The organism is Streptococcus lactarius (assembly GCF_016642265.1).
Classification (GTDB): domain Bacteria; phylum Bacillota; class Bacilli; order Lactobacillales; family Streptococcaceae; genus Streptococcus; species Streptococcus lactarius.
The window spans coordinates 149,407-173,314 of the sequence record NZ_MRXX01000001.1; the positions used below are offsets into that span (position 1 = coordinate 149,407).

Below are 23,908 nucleotides of genomic sequence, written 5' to 3' on the forward strand. Positions count from 1 at the left end.
GTAGTTGCGTGTGCACATAAAATTCTCAGAATTATTTACAAACTACTCTCAACCCATCAAACTTATCAAAAATAAAAGGCGCAAGGACTGAGACAACAGTTCTAACACCTAAACTAAAAAGTTTCAATTACAGTGTGGCACAGGCAGTAATTTTTTGAGCTTCTTAGCTACACTTTTTTAAATAAAATCAGTCAAAATCCAAGTAAAAATTAGGATTCTAACTGATTTTTATTTATTGAATCAAAGTCTAATTAAAATTAAACTAGTTATATATCATTTTCCTCTAGATAAGCGTCTGTTCTTCAATATATTCCATGCATTTCTCAATTCTGTAATTTCCCTTTGGCTCATCCCAATCCCTTTGACTAATATTCTTCTGTCAATGTCATCCAACAGAGACTCAATTCGTTCATTCCCATTACTTCTTATATACTGATCAATTTTATGGAATAATTCTTTTATTTCTTGATCGGTTAGAATTTGATTTTCAAAAATATTTGGTAACATTACTTTAGAAACTTCACTTGGTAAAATCTCTAAAACACCACCTCCATAGCTACGTCCCTCTAATTCTGAAAACAGTAGTCCAACAGTAGTATAATATGAAACTATCAGCCTTAATCGATTTTTAGAGTCTTTCAATTTGATTCTATGCATCGTATCTGTACTCACAGCCTCCACCTCAGGTGTATTTAACATCACCTTTGGAAATTGATAGTTTCTTCTTAAGAAAAACACATCTGGACTCCATACTGAAGGAACTTTGTACCATTCATCTCGAATTCTAGTTTTATATGATGAATTTTGTTCAGTTTTTTCTCCCCATTTTATATATTCTTTTACTCCTTTTGCAAACTCACGAGATTCATAGGGTGCTAAATCAAGTAAATATGTTCTTGCCCCTAAAGTTACGTTTTCTTCCCAGTCTTCTTTTAAAAATTGTACTCCTCGAATATTAACGCTTCTTGCAATCAATGGCCTACAATACTGTTTAAGGTCAAATTCCCTTACGGTATCATCGTTAATACAAAAATATTTATTATTACCTGTGGTTATTCCAACCTCACATGTAGCTACATCTGAAAATTTTAAAAAATTATTGCTATTTTTAATTCTATCAATAATCTCAAGTTGCTTATCTATCAAAAAGTATTTTGTCCACTTGCTTGACTCAATATCAGCTTCCATGAAATCAATAGAAGCTAATCTATTGATTTCAAGTGATTCAGCATTTTCAAAGGGGACTATTTTAATTAGGTGCTCATCATCATTGGCAATCTTTTCTCCAAGTAATAGTACCACTTCTTGTTCGATATCATCAAAAACCAAATTATCAAAGGTAACAATAGTACATCTATTTAGTTGTTTAACAAGAAACTTTCGTAAATCCTCAGAATACTTTACTTGCAATAATTCTGCGGGGACAACAAGGCCGATTCTACTAGAATCTTCCATACAACTTATACATGCCACTGTAAAAGAAACCCATGCATTTATAAGCTTATTCGACTTCATTAAATTACGGGTCAAAATTTCACTTTGTTCAACTCTTTGATCTTCCTGTAAATATTGATATCTAATATATGGAGGATTACCAAGTATCGCCTGAAACCGCTTTTGTTCTAATCCATTTTTATATGCGTGGTAAAAATCATCATTTATAACGACTTTTTTATCTTCTGTTTTTTCCCTAAAAAAACCCCAATTTGAATAAAATGAATAACCTGTTTTTGATATTGCCTCTTTTGCTGTATCTTCGTCAATTTCAATGGCAATGATATTCGAATTAGTAGTGTTTTCAAATTTTGAAAGACTTGATAAAAATATCCCCTCTCCCACACTAGGTTCAAGCACATTTTTTATAGCTTGTTCTTGATCCACAACCCATTCAGTTACAAAATCTGCAATTAACTGTGGGGTGAAATATCTTCCGTTCAATTTTTCAATTGAAGCATTTTCCTTTAATAACAACTAGTATTCTCCTTTATTAGCTAAATCGGACCTAAATATGTACAGCTTAGTTGTGTAGATATTAGCATAACCTTTAAATAAGTTCAACAAATAGAGTAATTATTTAATCATCTTTTATTTCGATTAAAAATTCATCTGCTTTCTCAACTACTCTATACAAATACATTATTTTTCCAAGTAAATTTCTATTTTTTATGATTTCTCCTGCTTTACCCCAACTTAAACTCACATTTGGTTGTTTCTGAAGGTAACCGGCTGTATCAGTTCTCTCGTCATATTTTAAAGTAAGTTCATATGGGCCATACTCTATTCCCTCAATTATAAAATAAAATTTTGCTTCTGCAAACTGATAATGCGGTTGCTTAGGATTCTTTCTTACCCAAGAAAGATCTTTGAAAACCTCGTTATAAAAATAACTTTGTTGATTAATATCATAGGCTCCTTTTTTCATTAACATTGAGCCCGTGGGGTTAGTTTTTTTATTAGATGGTATAGTAAGGTCTCTCTCCTTTAATTCTTTTGATTTCCAGACTTCCTCAATCTGTCCTTGAATCATAGATGTGAGTACTAGGGTGGTCTTGCTACTTTTAGATTTCTTGCTTGCACTGCTTCTTAAGTTACTACCTCTCTGTTTATACGGGTTCAATTTCATACCTTTAATAGCTTTTGTGCCAGCTCTATTCCTCCCTAAACTCGCTTTTATAACGCTACTTTCTTCATCCACAACTCGCCCATCATTAAGAAAATTATCAATCTCCACATTATTTGTAATTTCCAGTACGTTATCACCATTTCCCACATATGCCATTAAGCTATAAAAGCCGCTCATAAAATCATCATAAAATTCTTTATCAGATTTATCCTTTAAATCAAGTTCTATAAAGGTGTTGTTTTCAATGTTTCTATAAAACCCTCCCGGAGTAAAATTTGAACTCCCAATCGCAGCAAAAGCTTTATCATTTTTTTCATCGATAACTAAAAGTGATTTAGCATGAAAAATAGTTATAGGGGAGCCAGTATCCACAACGAATAGCTGAACTCCTGTGCTGAGTAAAGCTTTTAATCCTTGAGAAGATGTTGCGCCATTTCTAATTCCAATAATCGCTTTTAGATCACTCTCTTTCTCTAAAAACTCTTTAATTTCTGAAACACTATCTTCTCTTAAAAAAGCTGAATAATAAAAAGCCTTTGAATGTTCTTTGCTTAAAGTTTCTTTGACAATATCTACAAAGCTATTGTCTCCTAGTCGCTGCAATGAATATTTTACTTTAGCCATTTGAAATATTCCTTCCATTTGAATGATTTTTTACCTAATAAAATTATATCGAAATCTGTAGTCTAACACAATCAAAAACTACAGATTTACTATCAAAAAAATCATGAAATAGCTGAAATAATAGGATTATACACAGAAACTATCTACAGACAAAACAAATTAAACTGTAGTCCGTAAATAATTAGAAGTATCTCCGTTCGTTTGCATCCCTATCAAGTGTCTATGGTAATAAACTTCATACTTAAAATAAAGAGTATTAGTATCAAAGCAACTATCTCAACTTGAGAGGTTACTTTGATACATTCCCACTCAAGTTAAAAAGCCACTGTTCCCAGTGACTTCATAAAGCCTTTCGCTAAAAAGTTTCTAATCTTTCACGAGCAGAACAACACACTCCACGTGATGCGTTTGAGGAAACAGGTCCACCGGCTGGACTTTCTTCAATTCATAGCCCAACTCTTGGTAGAGTTTGATATCACGCGCCATGGTGGCGACGTTACAGGAAATATAGGCGATACGGTCAGCTCCTGTTTGGGCACTTGCTTTTATAAAGCTTTCGGTCAAGCCCTTGCGTGGTGGGTCGACTAGGATAGCAGTTGGTTGGATGCCTTCCTTGAGCCAATTCTTCATAGCATTTTCAGCTGTATCACAGATATAGTGGGCATTGGTGATGCCATTTAGACCAGCATTTTTCTGGCTATTTTCCACAGCTTCAGGGATGACTTCTACGCCATAGACTTCCTTGACGTGCTTGGCAACTGATAAACCAATGGTCCCAATTCCGGAGTAGGCATCAATGACTACATCCTCTGCTCTTAACTCCGCAAAGTCAATGGCTGTCTGATAGAGCTTCTCAGCCATTTCTGTATTGACTTGATAAAAGGCTGGTCCTGAGATTTGGAAGCTATTGCCCAACATTTGGTCGGTAATGTAATCTTGGCCATAAAGCCTACGCCATTCTTTCCCAAAAATAGCATTGGTATTCTGGTCATTAATATTTTGCATGACAGATTTGATGGCTGGGAATTGCTTAATCAACTGCTCGATCAACTGGTCCACACGGAAAATCTTGGGACGAGTGGTGACCAAAATGACCATAATTTCTCCAGAATGATGTCCTCGACGGACGATAAGGTTCCGAATCAGGCCAGACTGTTCCTTCTCATCATAAGGTTTGAGATCGAAACGACGAATCAAATCCCGAAGCGCCAAGACCACTTGGTCAATGACTGGATCTTGGATGTAGAAATCTTCGATCGGCATCAAATCATGAGAGTTCTTTCGAAAGAAGCCTGTTTCTACCTGACCATTGACGCGACGAACAGGAACTTGGGCCTTGTTGCGGTAGTGGACAGGATGGTCCATCCCCAAGGTTAAGGGCACTTCGATATCAGTGATCCCTGCCATCTTGTAAAGACTATCCTTGACCTGTTTGGCCTTGAATTTCAGTTGCTCCGGATAAGCTAGGTGACCTAAGTCGGCGATTCCGCTTCGTAAATAAGCAAGATCCAGCTCTTCATTACGATGAGGAGATTTTTCTAAGTACTCCTCTACTTTTCCGTAGCCGATCTTTTTGTTGACTTTAAGCACGCGCATGCGGATGACTTCTCCAGGTAGGGCATTCTCCACAAAAAAGACCAGGCCGTCTACCTTAGCCACTCCTGCTCCTTCGTGGGTCAAATCGACAATCTCAACGGTTACAATCTCATTTTTCTTCAACATGATTCTCTATCTTTCTACAAATTAAAAGGGATGGAGTCCAAAACTCCTATCCCCTTATTATATCATCTCAGTCCCATTTGGTACAATTTCTTTTTATAAGCATCGAAATCGACGAGCAATCCTTGACCACCGTACATATCGTAGGCATCGACCCAATCCCCATTTTCTGGGATGGTCACGCGTTCCATTCCTTTGCCAGCACTACCGACCAGTCCAATCCCATTTGTCAATAGGAAGGAGAACGGTACATTGGTAGACGTCATAGCAAAGACTTTCCCAAGAGCTTCTGATCCCGTAAAGAGTTTGGTTGGATCCTTTATCTGATGCATGATAGCAGACATGACCTCTTGCTGGCGACGGGTCCGACCAAAGTCTCCTTCATCGTCCTTACGGAAACGCGAGTAATTGAGAAGGGTCCGGCCATCCATCCGTTGTTTGCCAACCTTGATGGTTTGCTGCGGAACGACACCGTCTTTCATGTTCAAATCATCTGGTACTTCTACTTCACTGACCTTTTCACCATTAATCGTTGAGAATTTGGCATCCATCTCAACCCCATTTGGAAAGAGGGTATCAATGGCTGTCGCAAAGGTTTTGAAATCGACCATGGCGTAATATTGGATGTCAATGTCAAAGTTGTCCTTGAGCATCTGACGGACCAATTCAGCGCCTTGGTTATTGTTTTGCTCCCCAATGGTGAAGGCAGTGTTCAATTTTTGGTCATAGTAGCCGTCATACTCTGGAATATTTTGCTGGCTGACTCCATCGATATGGACCAATGTATCCCGCATGAAGCTGACCATCTTGATCTTGCCCTCTTTATTATTGACATTGACCACCATGATGGAGTCTGTCCGGGTCTCATCTGACTTCTCACCGATCCGACCATCTGTCCCCAAGATGAGGATATTGACCCCGTCTCGCGACTTTTTGCCGTTAAATTTTTCAACGACAGCCGGTTTGGCATCTGGACCTGTCGGCTTACTGTTCAGGCCTTTCACAAACATGAAGACCATGCCACCGATAATGAGCAGGAAAAAGAGAGCAATCCACTTGAGAATCCGCTTGACACGGACCTTTTTCCGAGATCTTTTTGGCCGATTTTGAAGAGGGACGGTTGCCTTTTTCTTTGACTTTTGTGAGCGCGATTGGTAGACAGGAAGGTCTTCGACCACTTCTTCCAGCTCATCTGAAACTTCCTCTTCCTCAAAGGTACGTGGTGTATTGGTCTCCTCTACGAAAGCACCTTGGCTTTTTTTGAGAAGGTAATTGTATTCTAGTTGTTCACGTTCATTTAGATAATGATAATTGGAGTGTAAATAGTCTAATCGTCGTTTTTCATGATAGGTTAAATATTCCAAATCTCTACTCATTACTGTTCTATTTCCTTCTCATTTACTGTATATACTGGATACTGGCCAAATACTTTGACCGCAATCTCCATAGCCGAAAGTTCCTCAAAAGCAAAATGAATCCATTCTTCTTTTTCCATGAGGAGATCAATAATAAAAAAATACTCCCCAAGCGCTGTTTTTAGCGGTCGACTCTCGATTTTTGTCATATTGATATTCCGCCAGGAAAAAGTGGATAAGGCCTTATAGAGGGCTCCTGGTTGGTTACTCGGTAGGGTCAAGGCAAGACTGACCTTGTCCTCTGTATGATGCAAGCTTGTAGGCATTTCTACAGCTTTTTTTCCTAGGATCCAAAACCGAGTGTAATTCGCCGCCATCTCTTGGATGTCCTTGTGCTGCACATACAGTTGGTACTCGTGGGCTGCACTCAAAGGTGCGATGGCTGCGATGGTTTTCTCCGGATGAAGGGAAACATAGCGGGCTGCATAAGCCGTCGAGGCTGTCATTTCAAGCTTGGCCTTTGGATAATATCGGTCAATAAACGCCTTACCTTGGGCCAAGGCCTGGGGATGGGAATAAATCTCGTGAATGGGGCGGTCTTTTTTAGCCACGAGTAGCTGTTGTTGGATAGGATAGACGATCTCCGCAACAGTCTGAATGTCCCCGTGGTGGAAGAGATAATCGATGGTTTCGTGTACACTGCCCTCGATGGAATTCTCCACTGGGACAACAGCAGCGCTCACTGCTTCTTGTTCAAAGGCTTTTAAGAGCTCGGTCAAGCTTTCATAGGGGATCAATTCATCATTTAGAAAGGCATGACTGGCTACGCCATGGGTAAAAGAACCTTTAGGTCCTAAGTATCCTACAAGCATCGAATCTTCTCCGCAATTTCTTCTGGTGTCAGATTACCCGTCTCAATCGTATGGGTCGCACAAGACTCATACAAGGGAAGTCGGTAATCATATAATGCTTTTAATTCATTTTTAGATTGGTTCAAAAATAAGGGCCTCTGATGGGTCTTATCTGCCTGCAAGCGCTGATACAAGGCCTCAAAATCAAGTTTTAAAAAAATATTAGATGGATTGGTTTTTAAAAGTTCCAGATTTTCCTGACGCATGACCAAGCCACCACCCGTTGAAATAACTCCACCTTTTTCGTGCAATAGGCGCTTTAAGAGAGCCGTTTCTTGAGAACGAAAGTTCTCCTCACCATAGGAAGCAAAATACTGACTTACGGGCATGCCAAGCTCAAGCACCAATTCAGCGTCCATATCATGAAAATTTGGGTCCAGTAAGCGGCCAATCGTTGTTTTACCAGCTCCCATAAATCCTAGTAAGATTTTAGGCATCTTGCAAGGCCTCCAAATCATTGAAGAAACTTGGGTAACTGGTATTGATGGCTTCCGCACGGTCTAAATATACATCGCCATCTTGCACAAGAAGCGCTGCAATAGCAGCCATCATCCCAATCCGGTGATCGCCATAAGTTGCTAACTGGGCACCGTGTAAGGGAGTTGGCCCTGTGATCACCATCCCATCTGGGGTCGGTTGAACAGTCGCCCCCATCGCGTTTAAGCTATCCGCAACGACTTGAATACGGTCCGTCTCTTTCACTCGAAGTTCTTCAGCATCGGCAATGATGGTCTGGCCATTGGCCTGTGTCGCTAATAGGGCAATAATCGGCAATTCATCAATCAAACGTGGAATCAGCTCACCCTTGATCACCGTAGAGGTCAAACTGGAAGTTTCGACCACCAGGGTCGCAGATTTAGCGAGATCATCCTGGTTTTCGATCGTCACCTGTCCACCCATCTGCACGATCACATCTAAAATCCCTGTACGGGTCTGGTTCATCCCAACATTTTCTAGAACAATTCGACTATTGGGAACGATCAAACCTGCTACCAGCCAAAAGGCTGCACTTGAAATATCACCTGGAACGACGACTGTCTGAGCTGTAAACTCTTGACCACCTTGAATCGTGATGGTTTTCCCATCTACATCAATCTGTCCGCCAAACTGACGGATCATATCTTCTGTATGGTCACGCGTTTTTTCCTTTTCGATAATTGTCGATTGGCCATCTGCCTGTAGGGCTGCAAAAAGCAAAGCAGACTTGACTTGAGCAGAAGCCACAGGTAAGCGATAAGAAATAGACTGTAGTTGCGGATTTCCCTGAATGGTCAGAGGAGGGAGGTCTCGCTCACCTTGCCCAGCCAGAACAACCCCCATTTGACGCAAAGGCTGGGCAATCCGATCCATGGGACGCTTGGACAAGCTGTCGTCTCCAATCATGGTAGCTGCGAAATCCTGTCCAGCTAGCACTCCAGAAATCAAACGCATGGAAGTGCCAGAATTCCCCATATCTAGGGGATTCTCTGGAGCAGACAGCCCATGAAAGCCACGACCTTGAATCCTGATCACTTCTCCATCATCCACAATAGAAACACCTAAATCTCGAAAGACCCGAATCGTAGAAAGAACGTCTTCTCCACGCAAGATATCCTGAACGATTGTTTGCCCTTTGGCAATACTTCCAAAAATAATCGAACGATGGCTGATAGACTTGTCACCCGGTACACGGATGTTTCCATTTAACCCTTTGCTGCCGGTTGCTAATTTCATTCCATTCTCCAGAGCGCTTTTCCTCATATTCTATCATAAATATGGCAGTTATTCAATTTTTGTCCAAAATTTTCAAGAAAATCCGAATGAAGAAATGGCCTACTGGAGGGACTTTAAAATGATTCCGAACAAAAAGCCAAAGCTGGGAAATCGCTCTGGCTAGACAGTTTTATTGGAACAAATCGTCAATCGGTTCAAAGATGATCTTTTCAAGATCTCCAAGATAAATGGACAATTGTTGCTGTTTGGTAAAGAATTCAGTCACAAGAGGACTTGATTGAATCTTATCCATATAGTCCTTCATTTCCTGTTGGACAGCTTCTGTTGGTACTTGTCCAGACTGCATCAAACCTTGCAATTGTTTTTGAAAAGCTAGGTATTCATCAAATAAAGCCTTTGCTTCTGGGTCTGCTTCGATCGCTTGCTTACTTGCTACAACAGCCTTGTATTCAGGCAGGTCTCGCAGAGTCCGCGATAGTTCATTTGCTAGATCATAAATATTTGCCATTTCGTTGGCTCCTTTACTGATAAGATACCTCTATTATATCGTTTTTTCCTTTATTTTCCTTAAATGAAGCTGGCATCTACTTCAAATCCTTCTGAAGACCTAGCGAGCCAGTACCGTATAAGACGTTGCTTTTTGGATCAACTCTTGGGCGCGCTTTTGATCCTCCGCCTGTCGAAAGGTGAGCTGTAAAATCCCGTGGATATCTTCGCGATTTTCTTCATTGATATGGATATTGACCAAGGAAATCCCTTGTAGAAGTTGCAAAATCTCAAGAATGACACCTTCCTTATCTGGTACATCGATAAAGAGATGATAGGCGCTATCTCGCCCAGCAGGCTGATGGATCTGCATTTCTTGTCGGTGCTTCCGCCCTTCATAGAAAAATGTCCAAATGGCCTCTTGGTTATCTGCTTGAATGGTTTCAGCCACCTGATCCAAGCGCTCTTTGAAATCAGCGATCCGCTCTAAAATCGCATGAGGGTTGGACAAGAGAATTGAAGTCCACATGCCTGGCTCGCTTTCTGCGATCCGAGTCATATCCCGAAAACCACCAGCCGCAAAACGGTTTGCCAGGGGATGCTCCTCTCCATAAGCCACTGCTTGCTCGACCAAAGTGGTCGCCAAAAGATGCGGGAAATGGCTGATCTGGGAGGTGACCCGGTCGTGTTCCTCCGCATTGATTTCGATAAAGCGAGATCTCAGTCCACTCAGCAACTCTTTTAAATTCTCTATTGAGCCGGCCTTGGTTTGACTTGATGGGGTAAAAATATAATAGGCATTTTCAAATAAGGTTTCATCCGCTGCGGCAGCACCTGTCTTGTGACTACCAGCCATAGGGTGCCCTCCGACAAAGCGAACAGCCTGATCCTGAAAGACTTGGTCTGCATGGGCCACAATTTCAGCTTTGGTAGAGCCCACATCAGTCACCAGCACTTGGTCTTTCAATGGCAATCGGGCCAGAATATCCAGATAAGACTTGGTTTGCTTAATCGGAAGGGCCAAGATAATCACATCCGCTATAGGGGCAAAGGAGGCAAAATCATCTGTTACTTGGTCCACCATTCCTCTTTCAAGGGCGATGATACGTGAGGCTTCACTACGATTGTATCCAAGAATGGTCAGGTTTGGGTGGGCTCTCTTAATTCCTAGTGCGAGGGAAGCACCAATCAGGCCCAGACCTGCTATATAAACAACTTTCTTTTCCAATGGAAAACTCTTTCTTCTAAAAATTCTTAGTAAAGTCCCGGTGCTTGGCAACAGCTTCTTTCAATTCTTCCATGTTATCGGATGAGAATTTTTCCAGCACTTCTGTAGCAAGGACCGTTGCCACCACTGCTTCCATCACCACACCTGCAGCTGGCAGAGCCGTTGGATCGCTCCGCTCAACTGTTGCCTTATAAGGCTCATGGCTTTCAATATCCACACTCATCAAGGGTTTGTAAAGAGTCGGAATAGGCTTCATGACGCCACGAACCAGAATGGGCTCTCCGTTAGTCATGCCCCCTTCAAAACCACCTAAATTATTGGTCCGACGGGTATAGCCGACTTCTTTAGACCAGATGATTTCATCCATGACTTGACTACCTTTTAGGCGACCCGCCTCAAACCCTAGACCAAACTCCACTCCCTTAAAGGCATTGATAGAGACCACTCCTTGAGCAATTTTTGCATCTAATTTCTTGTCCCATTGCACATAAGATCCTAGTCCAACTGGGACACCACCAACAATGGTTTCCACGATTCCACCGATGGTATCACCATCTTTTTTCACTTGGTCAATGTAAGACTTAATGGCTTCTTCTTGTTCTGGCACAACAATCGAAACTTCCGACTTCGCTGCCTTTTCCTTGATTTCGGAAACGGTTAGATTTTCAGGAACGGCAATCTCGATTCCTCCAAAATTGACAATGTGACTCGCTACTTCCACACCAATCTCTTCTAAAATCCGTTTGGCAACGGCACCAATAGCGACGCGCATCGTGGTCTCACGGGCAGATGAACGCTCTAAGGAATTACGAAGATCATCAAAACGGTATTTCATCCCTCCGACTAGATCGGCATGACCAGGACGCGGCTTGGTAATCTTTCGCAGATTTTTCTTTTTCTCTTCGACCGGTGCTACATTCATGATTTCCAGCCATTTTTGGTGGTCCAAATTGGTCACATTTAGGGTAATCGGACCACCCATGGTCAAGCCATGACGGACTCCCGATGTAATCTCGACCCGGTCACTCTCGATTTTCATCCGTGCCCCCCGACCATAGCCCCCTTGGCGGCGTTTGAGCTCTTTATTAATATCCTCTTCAGATAAAGGAAGTCCTGCTGGAACGCCCTCAATAATGGCGGTTAGCCGAGGTCCATGGGACTCACCTGCTGTCAAATATCTCATATCGGCCTTATACCTTTCTTTCTAAGAATTCCTTCATTTCCTGAAGAGGAATTTGATGAATCGCTGCTTGACCTAATTCTGGCACAATCACTAGTTTCAAGCTATTTCCACACGCTTTTTTGTCATGTGTCAAGGCTTGATAAAGGGCTTCTTTATCCCAGTTCTCATAGGCCACGGGAAGTCCAAATTTCCGACACATTTCTTCGATTTGTTGGCTGATTCCCTTTGGCATCAGCCCCTTTTCTTCAGCGACTCGGGAGAGCTGCACCATGCCCATACTAACGGCTTCCCCATGCATGACCTGTCCATAACCCGCTATCGCTTCAATGGCATGACCAATGGTATGCCCAAAATTGAGATAGAGTCGAATCCCATTGTCCAGCTCATCAGCCACCACATGGTCACGCTTCACCAGACAAGAATGAGAAATAATGCTCTCTGCATGCTCTAAAATACTCTCAATAGAACCATCCATAGCTTCCAACTCTTCCCAAAGTTCCGTATCTTGGATGAGACCGTACTTGATGACCTCCCCCATTCCTTCGATTAATTCACGGTGTCCCAAAGTGCTCAACACTTCAGGATCAATGAACACACCGTCCGGTTGGGCAAAGGTGCCCACCATGTTTTTGGCAAAGGCTGTGTTGACTCCAGTCTTTCCACCGATAGAAGAGTCCACCTGGGCGGTCAAGCTAGTCGGGATCTGAACAAAGGAAATTCCCCGCATATAGGTCGAGGCAGCAAAACCGGCCAAATCACCAACTACGCCACCACCAAGAGCGATAATTCCATCACTACGCGTCATACTCTCAGTGGCTAGAAATTCATAGACCTTGGATACAGTGGTTAGATTTTTCCGCGCCTCACCTTCAAGAAATTCAAAGCGCACCACTTGAAAACCAGCATTCTCAAGGTTCTTCTCTACGATAGACGCATATAACTTAGCTACGTGGTTATCTGAAATGATAGCGACTTTTTTATTGCCCCAAAGGGTGCGCAACCAGTCTCCAACCTGGTTGAGACCACCTCTTTCAATCACAATCTCATAGGAATGTCCTGGAATAGGTACCGATACGTTCATAGGAATCTCCTTCGTGTTATTCTTTCATTCTATCTTATCATGAAATAGGGCACTTGTCTTTCTAAAAACGAAAAAAAGGGAGACCAGACTGATCTTTCAGACATCAATCTGGTCCCACCTTCAGGTGGATGCTGTTTAAGCATGTATTGTTTAGGATTTCGTTTCATAAACAAATTGCTGGTATTCATTTGTCATGGCCTTCCAGACAGCTTCTGTCGGAAAGTTTTTTTCTGTCATGTATTCAAAAGCTGCTTGAGCTTGGTAAAAAAGCAGCCCCAAGCCATTCAAGGTACGATTTCCCTGCTCCCTCCCAAGCTTGAGAAAGGGGGTCGCTGCCGGATAATAAGCCATATCTGCGATGAAGGCATGAGGTGGAAAGCTAAGATGAGGCCCTATCGGAAGCGAGTGACCATCCATCCCAACTCCCGTCGCATTTAAGATCAGGTCTGCCTGATCAAAAGATGCTTGTAGGTCTTGATCATTTTCGATCGCCCCAAGCTGAATTGAAAAACCAAAAGCCTCTTTGAGGCCCTCAAGAGTAGCCTGGTAGTATGTCAAACGCTCTTTTCTAACAAAAACCGTGATTTGTTTGACCCCGAGCTTGATTGCCTGGGCAATGATGGCAAGCGCAGCACCACCTGCACCTAAGAGAACCAAATTTTTACCTTGAATTGAAAAATCATTTGGCAAACTGCGGAAAAAACCAAGCCCATCGGTATTATAACCTTTGAGTTTGCCATCTCTCTGAACAATGGTATTGACAGAGCCAATCGTTCGGGCTAAATCATCGACTTGGTCCAAAAAAGGTAAGACCTTTTGTTTATAGGGCATGGAAATATTAGCCCCCAGCATGTCTAAATGACGAATCTGAGCGATAGTGCTTTTCAAGTCTTCTTCAGCAATATCCCAGGCAAGATAAACCGCATTGGTATCGGTTAGTTCATAGGCTAGGTTATGAATAAAAGGAGAGATGCTATGGCGAATAGGACGGGCAATCACAGCGGCCATACGAGTATAGCCATCAATCTTCATTCAGTAACTCCCGAATGCGTCTCATATTTTCAAGAGGGATTTGACCAGGGGCGCTTTCTTCACCAACGCTGGCATAAGACCAAGAAGAACCTGTCAAATCAGCAGTCAAACGCGAAATTTTACCGACCTTCCCCATCGAGATGGTCACATAGTCTTGCTCCGGATTAAGGGTCTTAAAGCCACGTGTATAGTTCATCAAATCAAGTACTTCTTGCTCATTGTGGGCCATGACCGATACCTTGACCAATTTTGGAGATAAGCTGGTTAATTCTGATAAGATCTCCATCATATTCTCCGGTGTTTCTTGGAAATTATGGTAGCTCAATACCAGATTTGAAAATTCAAGCATCTGTTCGAAAACTTCACGATGGCTATAAAATTCGAAATCGATATAATCTGGGTGATAGATCGATTGGATATCCTGAATAATGGCCAGGTATTCTTCACTCGTGAGATCAATCTGTCCGCCTTCTCCACGAGTCCGTAGGGTGAACAAAATCTCCCTCCCAGCAAATTTTTCAAAGACCGCAGGAGCAACCGTCAGGATCTCATTTTTATCTAAAAAGTCCGCGCGCCACTCGATAACATCAGCGCCATCATAACGCAAACGATCTAGTTGTTGCGCCTCTTCCAGCGTGCGAGGCATAATCGAAACAACTAATTTCATACATCCACCTTTATCGTAAATACTTTTAAGTAATTACTACTTTCTTCTTTCTTGTTCCATCGAAAGTCAGCAGGAAGTCCATAGGTCGCTAGATAGCGGTGCTTACGCCCTTGGAATCCCTTTTCGATTTGTTTTTTAAATTTTTCTTTATTGACATTGGCCGCATTGGTACTGAGAATCAAAATCCCACCTGGATTCAAGATCTCAAGAGCTTCACTGACCAAGCGATGGTAATCCTTAGCGACTGAAAATGTCCGTTTTTTGTTTCTGGCAAAACTTGGCGGATCGATCACAATCACATCATAGCTCAATTCATGTCGTTTAGCATACTTGTAATAATCAAAGACATCCATGACCACAAAACGATGGTCATCTAGTGCTAGACCATTGGCAACAAAATGGGCCTCTGACAATTCACGACTGCGCTTAGCAAGATCGACCGAGGTCGTTTGTACTGCTCCACCCATCGCTGCAGCGACCGAAAAAGCCGCCGTATAAGAGAACATATTAAGCAAGGATTTACCAGCAGCCAAGCCATCCACAAGACTAGCTCGTACCTCATGCTGATCAAGAAAGATCCCCGTCATCAAGCCATCATTTAGAAAGACTTGATAAGAAACCCCGTTTTCAAGAATGAAAAACTCTTTGGGTGCTTCCTCACCATAGACAAAGGCCGACTCATATTCCACACCTTTGAAACGAATCTTTTCGTAAGCTCCTCTCACTTCAGGAAAGACTGCTTGAAAGGCCGCTAAAATAGTCTCTTTGATCTGGAACACATAAGGGTTATACCAAGAAAAGACAACAAACTCACCATAGAGGTCAACCGTAAAACCACCAAATCCATCACCTTCTTGATTAAAAAGACGAAAGGCGGTTGTTGATGCATCAGAATAGTAAGAGCTGCGATAACTCTTCGCTCTTGTGAAAAGCTCCTGGAAAAAAGCTAGATCAAAGGAAAGCGGTTCACTCGACACAAACCAGCCGATCCCTTTATTCTGTTCAGACAAATAGCCTACCCCTAGAGAGTGACCGTCCCCAGCAAGAAGCTGAACAGGCTGGTCTAAGGCAGGGAGCGATTCAAAATCTTCTTTTTCAAGAAGTGATTGCCCCTGTTTGATTTTTGTTGCAACTTGACGACTGACAGTAAGTTTTTTCATAACTTCTATTATACCAAAACTCTCGTCGTTTCACAAAGCTATAATATTGTAGTCTATCCTTTTCCCTCTTCTTTCCAAAAGCAATTGTGACATTTTTTCTCCCTGATCGAACACTTCAGAACACCTCCCTTACTAGAGGATTTCTTTCCTTCAATTTACACTCATTTTTTTATTTCTCCATAAAAATATGGTATACTTGTAAGTGAAAATTTTTAGGAAATAAGACAAGGAAGTAACATTTTGTGAAAAAAATTACCAATTCGATACTCAACTTCATGAGTACCAGACTAGGATTTGTCTTGACCCTTCTGTTGCTCTATTGGTTCAAAACCATGTGGGCTTATACAGTTGATTTTAATTTAGATATTCAAGGTTCTTATCAGACCTTCCTAGCGGTGATCAATCCCTTACCGATCAGCCTCCTTTTAATCGGACTGGCTCTCTATGTCAAGCGGACTAAACTTTTTTACAGCTTGGCTTTTGGGATCTATCTCCTCTTATTTGTTTGGTTGATTTCGAACTCCATCTATTATCGAGAATTTACAGATTTCGTCACAGTTAATACCATGTTGGCTTCGAGCAAAGTATCTGCGGGTTTAGGAGCTGCGGCACTGGAATTGTTCCGTCCATGGGATGTGATTTACATTCTAGATTTCCCGATTCTAGCCTTCTTCTTCCTGAAGAAATGGATTCGTATGGACAATCGTCCCTTCAATAAACGTGCGAGTTTCGCAGTCACTTCTTTATCAGCCATGCTCTTTTCTGCCAATCTATTTTTAGCAGAGATTGACCGACCAGAGCTTTTGACTCGTGGCTTCTCCAACTACTATGTGGTTCGTGCCTTAGGTTTGCCTGCCTTTTTAGGATACAGTGCCAATCAGACCTATGCTGCTAATAAAGAACGGTCCAAAGCATCTGAAGCGGATCTGAAGCCAGTTGAAGAATATATCCAACAACATTATGCCAAGCCAAACCCTGAATACTTCGGTATGGCAAAAGGCAGAAATGTCATCTACATTCACTTGGAAAGTTTCCAACAATTCTTGATTGACTACAAGTTGAATGTCAATGACAAAGAATATGAAGTGACGCCCTTCTTAAACTCACTCTACCATTCAAACGAAACCTTTGCCTTTTCAAACGTCTTTAACCAAGTCAAGGCCGGAAAAACATCCGATGCTGAGACCATGATTGAAACAGGCCTCTTTGGACTTAACCAAGGTTCCTTTATGGTCAACTATGGTGGAACCAATACCCAACAGGCTGCTCCTTTTATTCTTTCCAAAAATGGCTACAATTCAAGTGCCGTCTTCCACGGAAATGCCGGTAGTTTCTGGAATCGAAATACAGCCTATAAACAATGGGGCTACAACTATTTCTTTGATGCCAGCTACTTCACTAAGCAAAACAGCAGCAACTCCTTCCAGTATGGCCTCAATGACAAGTACATGCTCAGAGATTCCATCAAATATCTTGAACGCTTGCAACAACCGTTCTACACGAAGTTCATTACGGTTTCCAACCACTATCCATATACAACAAGCTTATCTGGAGATGATCTTGGCTTCCCTCTTGCCAAGACGCAGGACGAAACCATCAATGGCTATTTTGCGACTGCAAACTATCTAGATTCTTCGATCAAAGCCTTCTTTGATTACCTGAAAGAATCCGGTCTTTACAAGAACTCCATCATCGTTCTCTATGGGGATCATTATGGAATATCTAACTCCCGCAATCCTTCGCTTGCACCTTTGCTCGATAAGAATTCGGAAACTTGGTCAAGCTATGACAATGCGATGCTGCAACGGGTCCCTTACATGGTCGTCATTCCCGGTATGGACAAGGGTCGGATCATTGATACCTATGGGGGTGAGATCGACATGCTGCCAACCTTGGAACACTTACTGGGCATCGATTCCCAAAAATTCTTACAAGTTGGTCAAGACATGCTATCACCTGATCACAATCAAATCGTTGCCTTCCGCTCAGCCAACTACTTTGTAACTCCAGAGTACACTAGCTACAGTGGTCGGACCTACTATACAAAAACAGGCGATGAAATCACCAACCCTGATGATAAAACCAAAGCAGACTTGGATAAGATTCGAGAAGCCGCCAACCTGCAATTGAAGATCAGCGATAGTATTCAGACGGGTGACCTCCTCCGCTTCTTCAAAGGGGATGATCTTGGAAAAGTAAACCCAGATGACTACTCCTACACTAATTCCTTCAAAGCATTAAAGAAGATTGAAAAAGAAAAAGGCGACAAATCAACCAGCCTTTATCACCAACGTGGCGATCAATCCAGTGTCGATCTCTTCAAGGCTCCAAGCTACAAAGAATTGCATCCCGAAGACGACAGTTCTTCCTCAAAAGATACAAAGAATAGTTCTTCTAAATAAAGAGACCCTCTGAATTTGAAACTCAGAGGGTCAGATTGAAAACAAAATCTTTTAAAAAACTTTCCTTAGGTGAGTACGGACGTCAGCGAACTTCAAAGAAGTTCCATGACTAATTATTGAGCCTAAGGTCTCAATAATTCCGAGTGCCTGAAACATTTGAGTTTCAGGCACTTTTCTCACGGCGGAAAGTTTTACTATTTTCTTGATTTATTCTATAAAGTAGAAATCTTTATATTTGTTTACAGAAGACCTTTACTTATTTCACTTTGAATTTATCGAATACCTATTTACCTTTTTCCGCTTGATCAGCTACTTCGAAAATTGAAGCTGTCAAATTCTCCACATAAAATGGACGTTTGTGGCGGCTATTTCCAGCCAATAACTTCAACTGATTTGAATTTTGAAGGTAATAAGGAAGCCCACTGGCATTAAAGATGACCAGGTATTTCTTATCGCCCGTCAACTCAAAGATCACCAGACCACTACAATCTGTAGCTGACTGGATAAAGACTTGTCGGTAAATCTGATCATAGGTCTCAAGTGACAAGACCGCAAGTTCTTTTTTCAAGGCAATCAAGCGTTTGATGTAAGCGATAGAATCTGGATGCTGACTGATGAAGTCCCAATCCACTTGGTTGACAAAGCCGGGAGCATTGTAGGAATTCATGGCCCGTTCCCGATCCATATGAGTGAGTTCTCCTTCAGGGCCAGTTGGAACCAATTTGGTCCGCATAAATTCTTGACCGACTTGCATGAAGGTCATCCCTTGAAAGAGCAGATTCATAGCTGTTGCAAGCTCTGAACGCTTCACCAAGCCTTCTTTATCTTCATGAGGATGAAGGGTTTGAAGTAAATCATAGAGATTGTAATTATCATGTGCTTCGACGTAGTTCAACACTTGACTTGGTGCCAAATAATTCCCAAGCTCTGCACTTCCTAAAGCAGCACGCGCAACAATGTTCTCTGTTGATTTTCCACTCACGAAGCCTCTTTTAATGGAGCCATACACTTCAGCTCCCTTGATCGCATCCCGCTCGGTATCATTGAAGAATCCAATTCGTGACAATTGCGCTGCATTATCTTTTTTGGCCTTATTTTCTGGTGCAAGTCCTGTCCCCATATCCCAACCTTCACCATAAAGGAGAATTCGTGGATCGAGGGCATCCATGGCCTCACGAACAGCTTGCATGGTCTGAACATCATGAATGCCCATCAAATCAAAACGAAAACCATCAATCTGGTATTCCTTCACCCAATGGGTCAAGGAATCAATCATGTACTTGCGGTACATTTCATGCTCACTCGCTGTTTCATTGCCGACACCCGTTCCATTTTGGAAGCGACCATCCCGCTCCATACGGTAATAATAATCAGGTACCGTATTTTGGAAAGGCCCATGCTCTGTCGAGTAAATATGGTTGTAGACAACGTCCATCACCACGGAAATCCCAGCCTCATGATAGGCTTGAATCATCGTTTTGAGCTCTTTCATGGTTTGTTTAGGATTCGATGGATCCGTCGAAAAACTGGTTTCAGGGGCAGAGTAATTTTGGACATCATAGCCCCAATTGTAGGTCACACGCCCTTCTTCATCATACTGTTTAAAACGGTCTGAAATAGGCTGGAGTTGAACTACATTAACCCCTAACTGACGAATGTAGTCAAAGGCTGTCGCATCACCCTGAGCATTGACTGTTCCAGTCTGACAGGCCCCCAGATAAGTTCCACGCAAGGATTCGTCCACACCAGACGTAGGAGACATGGTCAAATCTCGAAGATGCATTTCGTAGATAACCGCTTGACAAGGATTGGCCAAACGCCAAGGAGTTTGATCTGCTCCCTCACTTCGTTTCCAATCAAACTGACGATCAGCACTGGAAAGAATCGCTGAGCGCATCCCATCTGCCGTAGTCGCAATACTATATGGATCCCGCGTCACTTGCGTCTGATGCTCAAAATGAACCCGGTACTGGTAGGCCATACCGCTCAAGGTTCCCAGAAAATCGAGAATCCATACACCTTGTGTATTCTCAAGGTGATAGCTCGACTCCTGCTTGCCACGCGTCATTGGAATAGTTTTCCAAATAGGAGCATCTACCTCTGTTGATTGATAGAGTAGCAACTCCACCTTTTTAGCTGTTGGAGCCCACAATTTAAAGCAAAATTCCCCATCTTCCTCGCGATACCCTAGCCAACCCTGGTAGGCCCACTTGGCATCAAACTCCTTAGCATGGGTTGCCATATCATAAGCATGAGGCTGACGGTGTGAATAAGAATGGCTGGTCACCGCTGCTTGAAGCGAATAATAAACCGTATCATCCCCATCCAGAATCCATACTTCACGAACCAAGCCCTCTGGTAAGAGTTCAATTTCAAAGTCACGTGTTTTGGTGGACCAATTGGCTTCTTTTACCAAGACATGTCCACGATTAAGAGGCACTTCACTCTGAAAGACTAGATTGCCCTCCACTCCAAAATAATCCAATTTAGAGAAAGGGACTGATTTCCCCTCAACGTAGTCCTGCCACTGCCAGAGGTCATATGCAAAATAATTTCCTTTTCGTCGATGAAAATGGATCTTCACATAGTATTCACGCATTTCAATTTCCTATTTTCATTATGATTACAAAGGAACCACTCGCTCTTGTCTATGGCGAATGGTCCTTCAACGAGTTGACCTTATGATTCCGAATTGTGAACCAAGGCGTCATTATTGATTTCATCAATATTTGCAAAAAATTCAAGATAATTGTGGAAAACTTCCAATTCAACCGGAGTATCTCCACCGTATTCCCCATCTAGATTAATACGGAAAGGTTGCGCATTTTTTCCTAACATTTCGATGGACAATTTCTTGGTCTTGAGATATTCTACATTTTCATCGTGCACATGCTTGCCCCCATTAATGGCCTGAATCATCAAAGAGAGCATATTAAAGAGTTTGGCTGTTTTCACGATGATCAAGGTAAAATAACCATCATCGAGCTTAGCATCAGGAGCTACACTCTCAAAGCCTGCAATCGAGTTAGTAAGAGCCACAAAAATCATAGAGGCTGGCCCTTCAAAAACACCATTGTCATGCTCAATCCGTACCTTACGTGCCTTGTTTCGAGGCAACATCTTGGCCGCCTCAGCAACGTAAGCAAAATAGCCTAGACGTGACTTGACACTGCTTGGAACACTAAAGGTCAACTCTGTCATGGTCCCAGCCGCAGCAATATTAATAAAATACTTGGTCCCATAAGCACGACCAATATCCATCTGGATGGTTTGATTTTTTTCAATAATACGTGCAGCAGCTACTGGATCTCCCATTGGAATCTTCAAGGCACGCGCATAGTCATTGGTAGTCCCTGTTGGAATAAAAGCCATCTGAGGGCGGTCCTTGAGCCCTGCGACTCCATTGACCACTTCGTTAATGGTTCCATCTCCGCCTGCTGCAATGATCAAATCAAAGCCTGCCTTAGCAGCTCTTTCTGCCTCATTTTGCGCAGAAAAAGGTTCTGGAGTCGTCTGATAGGCACTGGTCTCATACCCCACGTCTTCGAGCACATCCAAGACTTCCGCAATATTTTTCTTGATAATTTCTTGCCCAGAGGTCGGATTATAAATTAAACGGGCTTTTTTGATTCGTTCTTCCATAGGATCCTCTACAAACTTTCAAGCCAGGCCTCATCTTCTACCTGGATTCCTAATTCTTGTGCTTTGGTCAATTTGCTTCCTGCGTCCGCTCCAGCAACAACCAAGTCTGTTTTTTTGGAAACAGAGCCTGTCACTTTCGCTCCTAGGCTCTCTAATTTAGCCTTGGCTTCTGAGCGCGTCAGGCGTTCAAGCTTGCCAGTCAAGACAACGGTCATCCCTGATAAGGCTGCATCCAATGCTACTTTTTTACCCAGATAGTCCATATTGACCCCAGCCTCTTTTAACTCTAGTAAGAGCTGGCGTGAGCCTTCTTGCGAAAAATAGCTCTCTAGACTTTGAGCCACTACCATACCTAGACTATCAATAGCAGCAATCCGCTCTGGATCTGCTGTAGCCAATTGATCCAAATCATGGAATTTTTGTAGCAAGATCTGACTAACCTTACTACCAACATGGCGAATTCCTAGACCAAAGAGCAACTTCTCTGCCGAATTTTCTTTTGAAGCTTGAATGGCTTCATAGAGCTTCTCTGCTGACTTTTCTTTAAAACCTTCCAAGGTCAGGAGATCTTCTACAGTCAACCGATAAATTCCTGCCACATCCGCTACTAACTGAGCCGCAAAAAGCTTATCCACCACAGCTGGCCCCAAGCCTGTAATATTCATAGCATCCCGACTAGCAAAGTGGATCAAGCCTTCCTTGATTTGAGCTGGACAGAGGGGATTGATACAGCGTAGTGCTACCTCATCCTCGAAATGCAGGAGCTCACTTTGACAGCTCGGACACTTCGTCGGAATTGCAAGTGCCTGATCGGATACCCGCTTATCCGTGACAACACGTAAAACAGCAGGAATAATGTCTCCAGCCTTATAGACGATCACGGTATCGTCTTGGTGAATATCTTTTTCAGCGATATAATCCACATTGTGAAGGGTGGCTCGACTAACAGTGGTTCCAGCTAATTGGACAGGTGTAAGATTGGCAGTTGGCGTCACGACACCGGTCCGTCCTACCGTCCAATCGACTGATAAGAGTCTTGCTTCTTTTTCTTCAGCTGGGAATTTATAAGCGATAGCCCATTTCGGAGCTTTTACGGTGAAGCCTAACTCTTCCTGAACCGCTAAATCATTGACCTTGATGACGATTCCATCGATATCGTAAGGAAGGCCTTCACGAAGCTGGGCTACATTCTGGATAAAGCTCCAAATTTGATCCATATCCTTGGCCAACACTCGCTCTTGGTTTACAACAAAGCCTAACTGGGCTAATTTTTCAAGTACCCCTTCTTGGCTAGTTTGATCCGTTGGGCTCACTTCTTGATAAAGGAAGGTCGCTAAATTCCGTTTAGCCACAATCTTGGTATCCAGTTGGCGAAGGGTCCCAGCTGCAGCATTACGGGGATTGGCAAATTCAGGCTCGCCATTTTCTTGACGCACCTGATTGACCCGATCAAAGGAAGCTCGTGGCATGTAACATTCACCACGAACGGTGATACTGATTGGCTCCGGCAACACCAAAGGAATATCCTTTACCCGCTTGAGATTCTCCGTAATATCCTCACCAACAGAGCCATCCCCACGCGTTGCACCCGTAACAAGGATACCATTTTCATAGGTGAGGGAAATCGACAATCCATCAATTTTCAACTCACAAACATAGTGAACAGAAGGAAATTCCTTACGGACACGTTGGTCAAATGCCTCTAACTCCTCACGAGAAAAAGCATCCTGCAAACTATACAGAGGGTACTGGTGTTGGTATTTGGTAAAGCCTTTCAGTACTAGTCCACCCACACGATGGGTTGGACTTTCAGGCAAAACGTCCTCCGGATGAGCTGTCTCTAATTCGACCAATTCCCGATATAGTTGGTCATATTCACTATCCGATACGGATGGTGCGTCTTTTGTGTAATACTCATCCGCATAACGGTTAAGCAATTCCACTAATTCTTTCATTCTGTTTCCCATGTTTCTATTTTATCATAAAAATCTTAAATTCGCCTTGATTTTACCGTATTCTAGGCATTAAAAAGAGGCTGGGAAAAAAGTCCTAGCCTCTCAATTGTTTTTGGATTGTCGAGCA

At 42.6% G+C, this 23,908-nt stretch carries 18 protein-coding genes; 1 reads left to right on the plus strand and 17 read right to left on the minus strand.

All coding sequences use genetic code 11. The features are described from left to right. Positions 1-273: 273 nt before the first annotated feature. The 14 genes from BTU61_RS00805 to BTU61_RS00870 form a co-directional block, all read right to left on the minus strand. Positions 274-1,971 (minus strand): Eco57I restriction-modification methylase domain-containing protein, encoded by a 1,698-nt coding sequence (locus tag BTU61_RS00805; protein ID WP_200771921.1) that lies wholly within the window; start codon positions 1,969-1,971, stop codon positions 274-276. 103 nt (positions 1,972-2,074) lie between these two features. After that, a complete protein-coding gene (locus tag BTU61_RS00810) occupies positions 2,075-3,247 on the minus strand; it encodes a phospholipase D family protein (RefSeq protein WP_200771922.1) in 1,173 nt (390 codons plus the stop codon). Between the two features lie 366 nt (positions 3,248-3,613). Further along, the gene (rlmD, locus tag BTU61_RS00815; RefSeq protein WP_200771923.1) at positions 3,614-4,969 is read right to left on the minus strand and encodes a 23S rRNA (uracil(1939)-C(5))-methyltransferase RlmD; all 1,356 of its coding nucleotides are present in this window, start codon (positions 4,967-4,969) and stop codon (positions 3,614-3,616) included. 62 nt (positions 4,970-5,031) lie between these two features. Next, the gene (locus tag BTU61_RS00820) at positions 5,032-6,342 is read right to left on the minus strand and encodes an LCP family protein (protein WP_200771924.1); all 1,311 of its coding nucleotides are present in this window, start codon (positions 6,340-6,342) and stop codon (positions 5,032-5,034) included. Further along, complete coding sequence (gene pheA, locus BTU61_RS00825; protein ID WP_200771925.1) at positions 6,342-7,193, minus strand: prephenate dehydratase; 852 nt, start codon at positions 7,191-7,193, stop codon at positions 6,342-6,344. The genes BTU61_RS00820 and pheA overlap by 1 nt, the downstream gene beginning before the upstream one ends. Further along, the gene (locus BTU61_RS00830; protein WP_200771926.1) at positions 7,184-7,669 is read right to left on the minus strand and encodes a shikimate kinase; all 486 of its coding nucleotides are present in this window, start codon (positions 7,667-7,669) and stop codon (positions 7,184-7,186) included. Before BTU61_RS00830 ends, pheA begins: the two co-directional genes overlap by 10 nt. Next, positions 7,662-8,945 carry a 3-phosphoshikimate 1-carboxyvinyltransferase gene (gene aroA / locus BTU61_RS00835; protein WP_200771927.1) on the minus strand — a complete coding sequence of 428 codons (1,284 nt, stop codon included), beginning with the start codon at positions 8,943-8,945 and terminating at the stop codon, positions 7,662-7,664. The genes BTU61_RS00830 and aroA overlap by 8 nt, the downstream gene beginning before the upstream one ends. Positions 8,946-9,114: 169 nt before the next feature. Then, complete coding sequence (locus tag BTU61_RS00840; RefSeq protein ID WP_200771928.1) at positions 9,115-9,453, minus strand: YlbF/YmcA family competence regulator; 339 nt, start codon at positions 9,451-9,453, stop codon at positions 9,115-9,117. A 99-nt stretch (positions 9,454-9,552) separates the two neighbouring features. Then, positions 9,553-10,659 (minus strand): prephenate dehydrogenase, encoded by a 1,107-nt coding sequence (locus BTU61_RS00845; RefSeq protein WP_200771929.1) that lies wholly within the window; start codon positions 10,657-10,659, stop codon positions 9,553-9,555. Between the two features lie 16 nt (positions 10,660-10,675). Next, complete coding sequence (aroC, locus tag BTU61_RS00850) at positions 10,676-11,842, minus strand: chorismate synthase (protein WP_200771930.1); 1,167 nt, start codon at positions 11,840-11,842, stop codon at positions 10,676-10,678. 7 nt (positions 11,843-11,849) lie between these two features. After that, the gene (aroB, locus tag BTU61_RS00855; protein WP_200771931.1) at positions 11,850-12,923 is read right to left on the minus strand and encodes a 3-dehydroquinate synthase; all 1,074 of its coding nucleotides are present in this window, start codon (positions 12,921-12,923) and stop codon (positions 11,850-11,852) included. Positions 12,924-13,073: 150 nt separating this feature from the next. After that, positions 13,074-13,955: a shikimate dehydrogenase family protein gene (locus BTU61_RS00860; RefSeq protein ID WP_200771932.1), complete on the minus strand. Its 882-nt coding sequence runs from the start codon at positions 13,953-13,955 to the stop codon at positions 13,074-13,076. After that, complete coding sequence (aroD, locus tag BTU61_RS00865) at positions 13,945-14,622, minus strand: type I 3-dehydroquinate dehydratase (RefSeq protein WP_200771933.1); 678 nt, start codon at positions 14,620-14,622, stop codon at positions 13,945-13,947. The genes BTU61_RS00860 and aroD overlap by 11 nt, the downstream gene beginning before the upstream one ends. Beyond that, complete coding sequence (locus tag BTU61_RS00870) at positions 14,619-15,782, minus strand: class I SAM-dependent rRNA methyltransferase (RefSeq protein ID WP_200771934.1); 1,164 nt, start codon at positions 15,780-15,782, stop codon at positions 14,619-14,621. The genes aroD and BTU61_RS00870 overlap by 4 nt, the downstream gene beginning before the upstream one ends. 242 nt (positions 15,783-16,024) lie before the next feature. Between BTU61_RS00870 and BTU61_RS00875 the strand changes: the two genes are divergently transcribed. Next, positions 16,025-18,184: an LTA synthase family protein gene (locus BTU61_RS00875; RefSeq protein WP_200771935.1), complete on the plus strand. Its 2,160-nt coding sequence runs from the start codon at positions 16,025-16,027 to the stop codon at positions 18,182-18,184. A 283-nt stretch (positions 18,185-18,467) separates the two neighbouring features. On the opposite strand, the gene pulA is transcribed toward BTU61_RS00875, so the two are convergent. From pulA to ligA, 3 genes are all read right to left on the minus strand, one after another. Beyond that, entirely contained in the window at positions 18,468-20,783 is a 2,316-nt protein-coding gene (gene pulA / locus BTU61_RS00880) for a type I pullulanase (RefSeq protein WP_200771936.1), read from the minus strand. 80 nt (positions 20,784-20,863) lie between these two features. Then, entirely contained in the window at positions 20,864-21,826 is a 963-nt protein-coding gene (locus tag BTU61_RS00885; protein ID WP_200771937.1) for a diacylglycerol kinase family lipid kinase, read from the minus strand. 8 nt (positions 21,827-21,834) lie between these two features. Beyond that, positions 21,835-23,793: an NAD-dependent DNA ligase LigA gene (gene ligA, locus BTU61_RS00890; protein ID WP_200771938.1), complete on the minus strand. Its 1,959-nt coding sequence runs from the start codon at positions 23,791-23,793 to the stop codon at positions 21,835-21,837. Positions 23,794-23,908 lie beyond the last annotated feature (115 nt).

Bases quoted from the DNA above. Each gene is read 5' to 3' on its own strand.
- BTU61_RS00840 (WP_200771928.1), bottom strand. From the start codon at position 9,453: ATGGCAAATATTTATGATCTAGCAAATGAACTATCGCGGACTCTGCGA.
- aroB (WP_200771931.1), bottom strand. From the start codon at position 12,923: ATGAACGTATCGGTACCTATTCCAGGACATTCCTATGAGATTGTGATT.
- aroA (WP_200771927.1), bottom strand. From the start codon at position 8,945: ATGAAATTAGCAACCGGCAGCAAAGGGTTAAATGGAAACATCCGTGTA.
- pheA (WP_200771925.1), bottom strand. From the start codon at position 7,193: ATGCTTGTAGGATACTTAGGACCTAAAGGTTCTTTTACCCATGGCGTA.
- BTU61_RS00810 (WP_200771922.1), bottom strand. From the start codon at position 3,247: ATGGCTAAAGTAAAATATTCATTGCAGCGACTAGGAGACAATAGCTTT.
- BTU61_RS00820 (WP_200771924.1), bottom strand. From the start codon at position 6,342: ATGAGTAGAGATTTGGAATATTTAACCTATCATGAAAAACGACGATTA.
- pulA (WP_200771936.1), bottom strand. From the start codon at position 20,783: ATGCGTGAATACTATGTGAAGATCCATTTTCATCGACGAAAAGGAAAT.
- BTU61_RS00830 (WP_200771926.1), bottom strand. From the start codon at position 7,669: ATGCCTAAAATCTTACTAGGATTTATGGGAGCTGGTAAAACAACGATT.
- BTU61_RS00885 (WP_200771937.1), bottom strand. From the start codon at position 21,826: ATGGAAGAACGAATCAAAAAAGCCCGTTTAATTTATAATCCGACCTCT.
- aroC (WP_200771930.1), bottom strand. From the start codon at position 11,842: ATGAGATATTTGACAGCAGGTGAGTCCCATGGACCTCGGCTAACCGCC.
- BTU61_RS00870 (WP_200771934.1), bottom strand. From the start codon at position 15,782: ATGAAAAAACTTACTGTCAGTCGTCAAGTTGCAACAAAAATCAAACAG.
- BTU61_RS00860 (WP_200771932.1), bottom strand. From the start codon at position 13,955: ATGAAGATTGATGGCTATACTCGTATGGCCGCTGTGATTGCCCGTCCT.
- aroD (WP_200771933.1), bottom strand. From the start codon at position 14,622: ATGAAATTAGTTGTTTCGATTATGCCTCGCACGCTGGAAGAGGCGCAA.
- rlmD (WP_200771923.1), bottom strand. From the start codon at position 4,969: ATGTTGAAGAAAAATGAGATTGTAACCGTTGAGATTGTCGATTTGACC.
- ligA (WP_200771938.1), bottom strand. From the start codon at position 23,793: ATGGGAAACAGAATGAAAGAATTAGTGGAATTGCTTAACCGTTATGCG.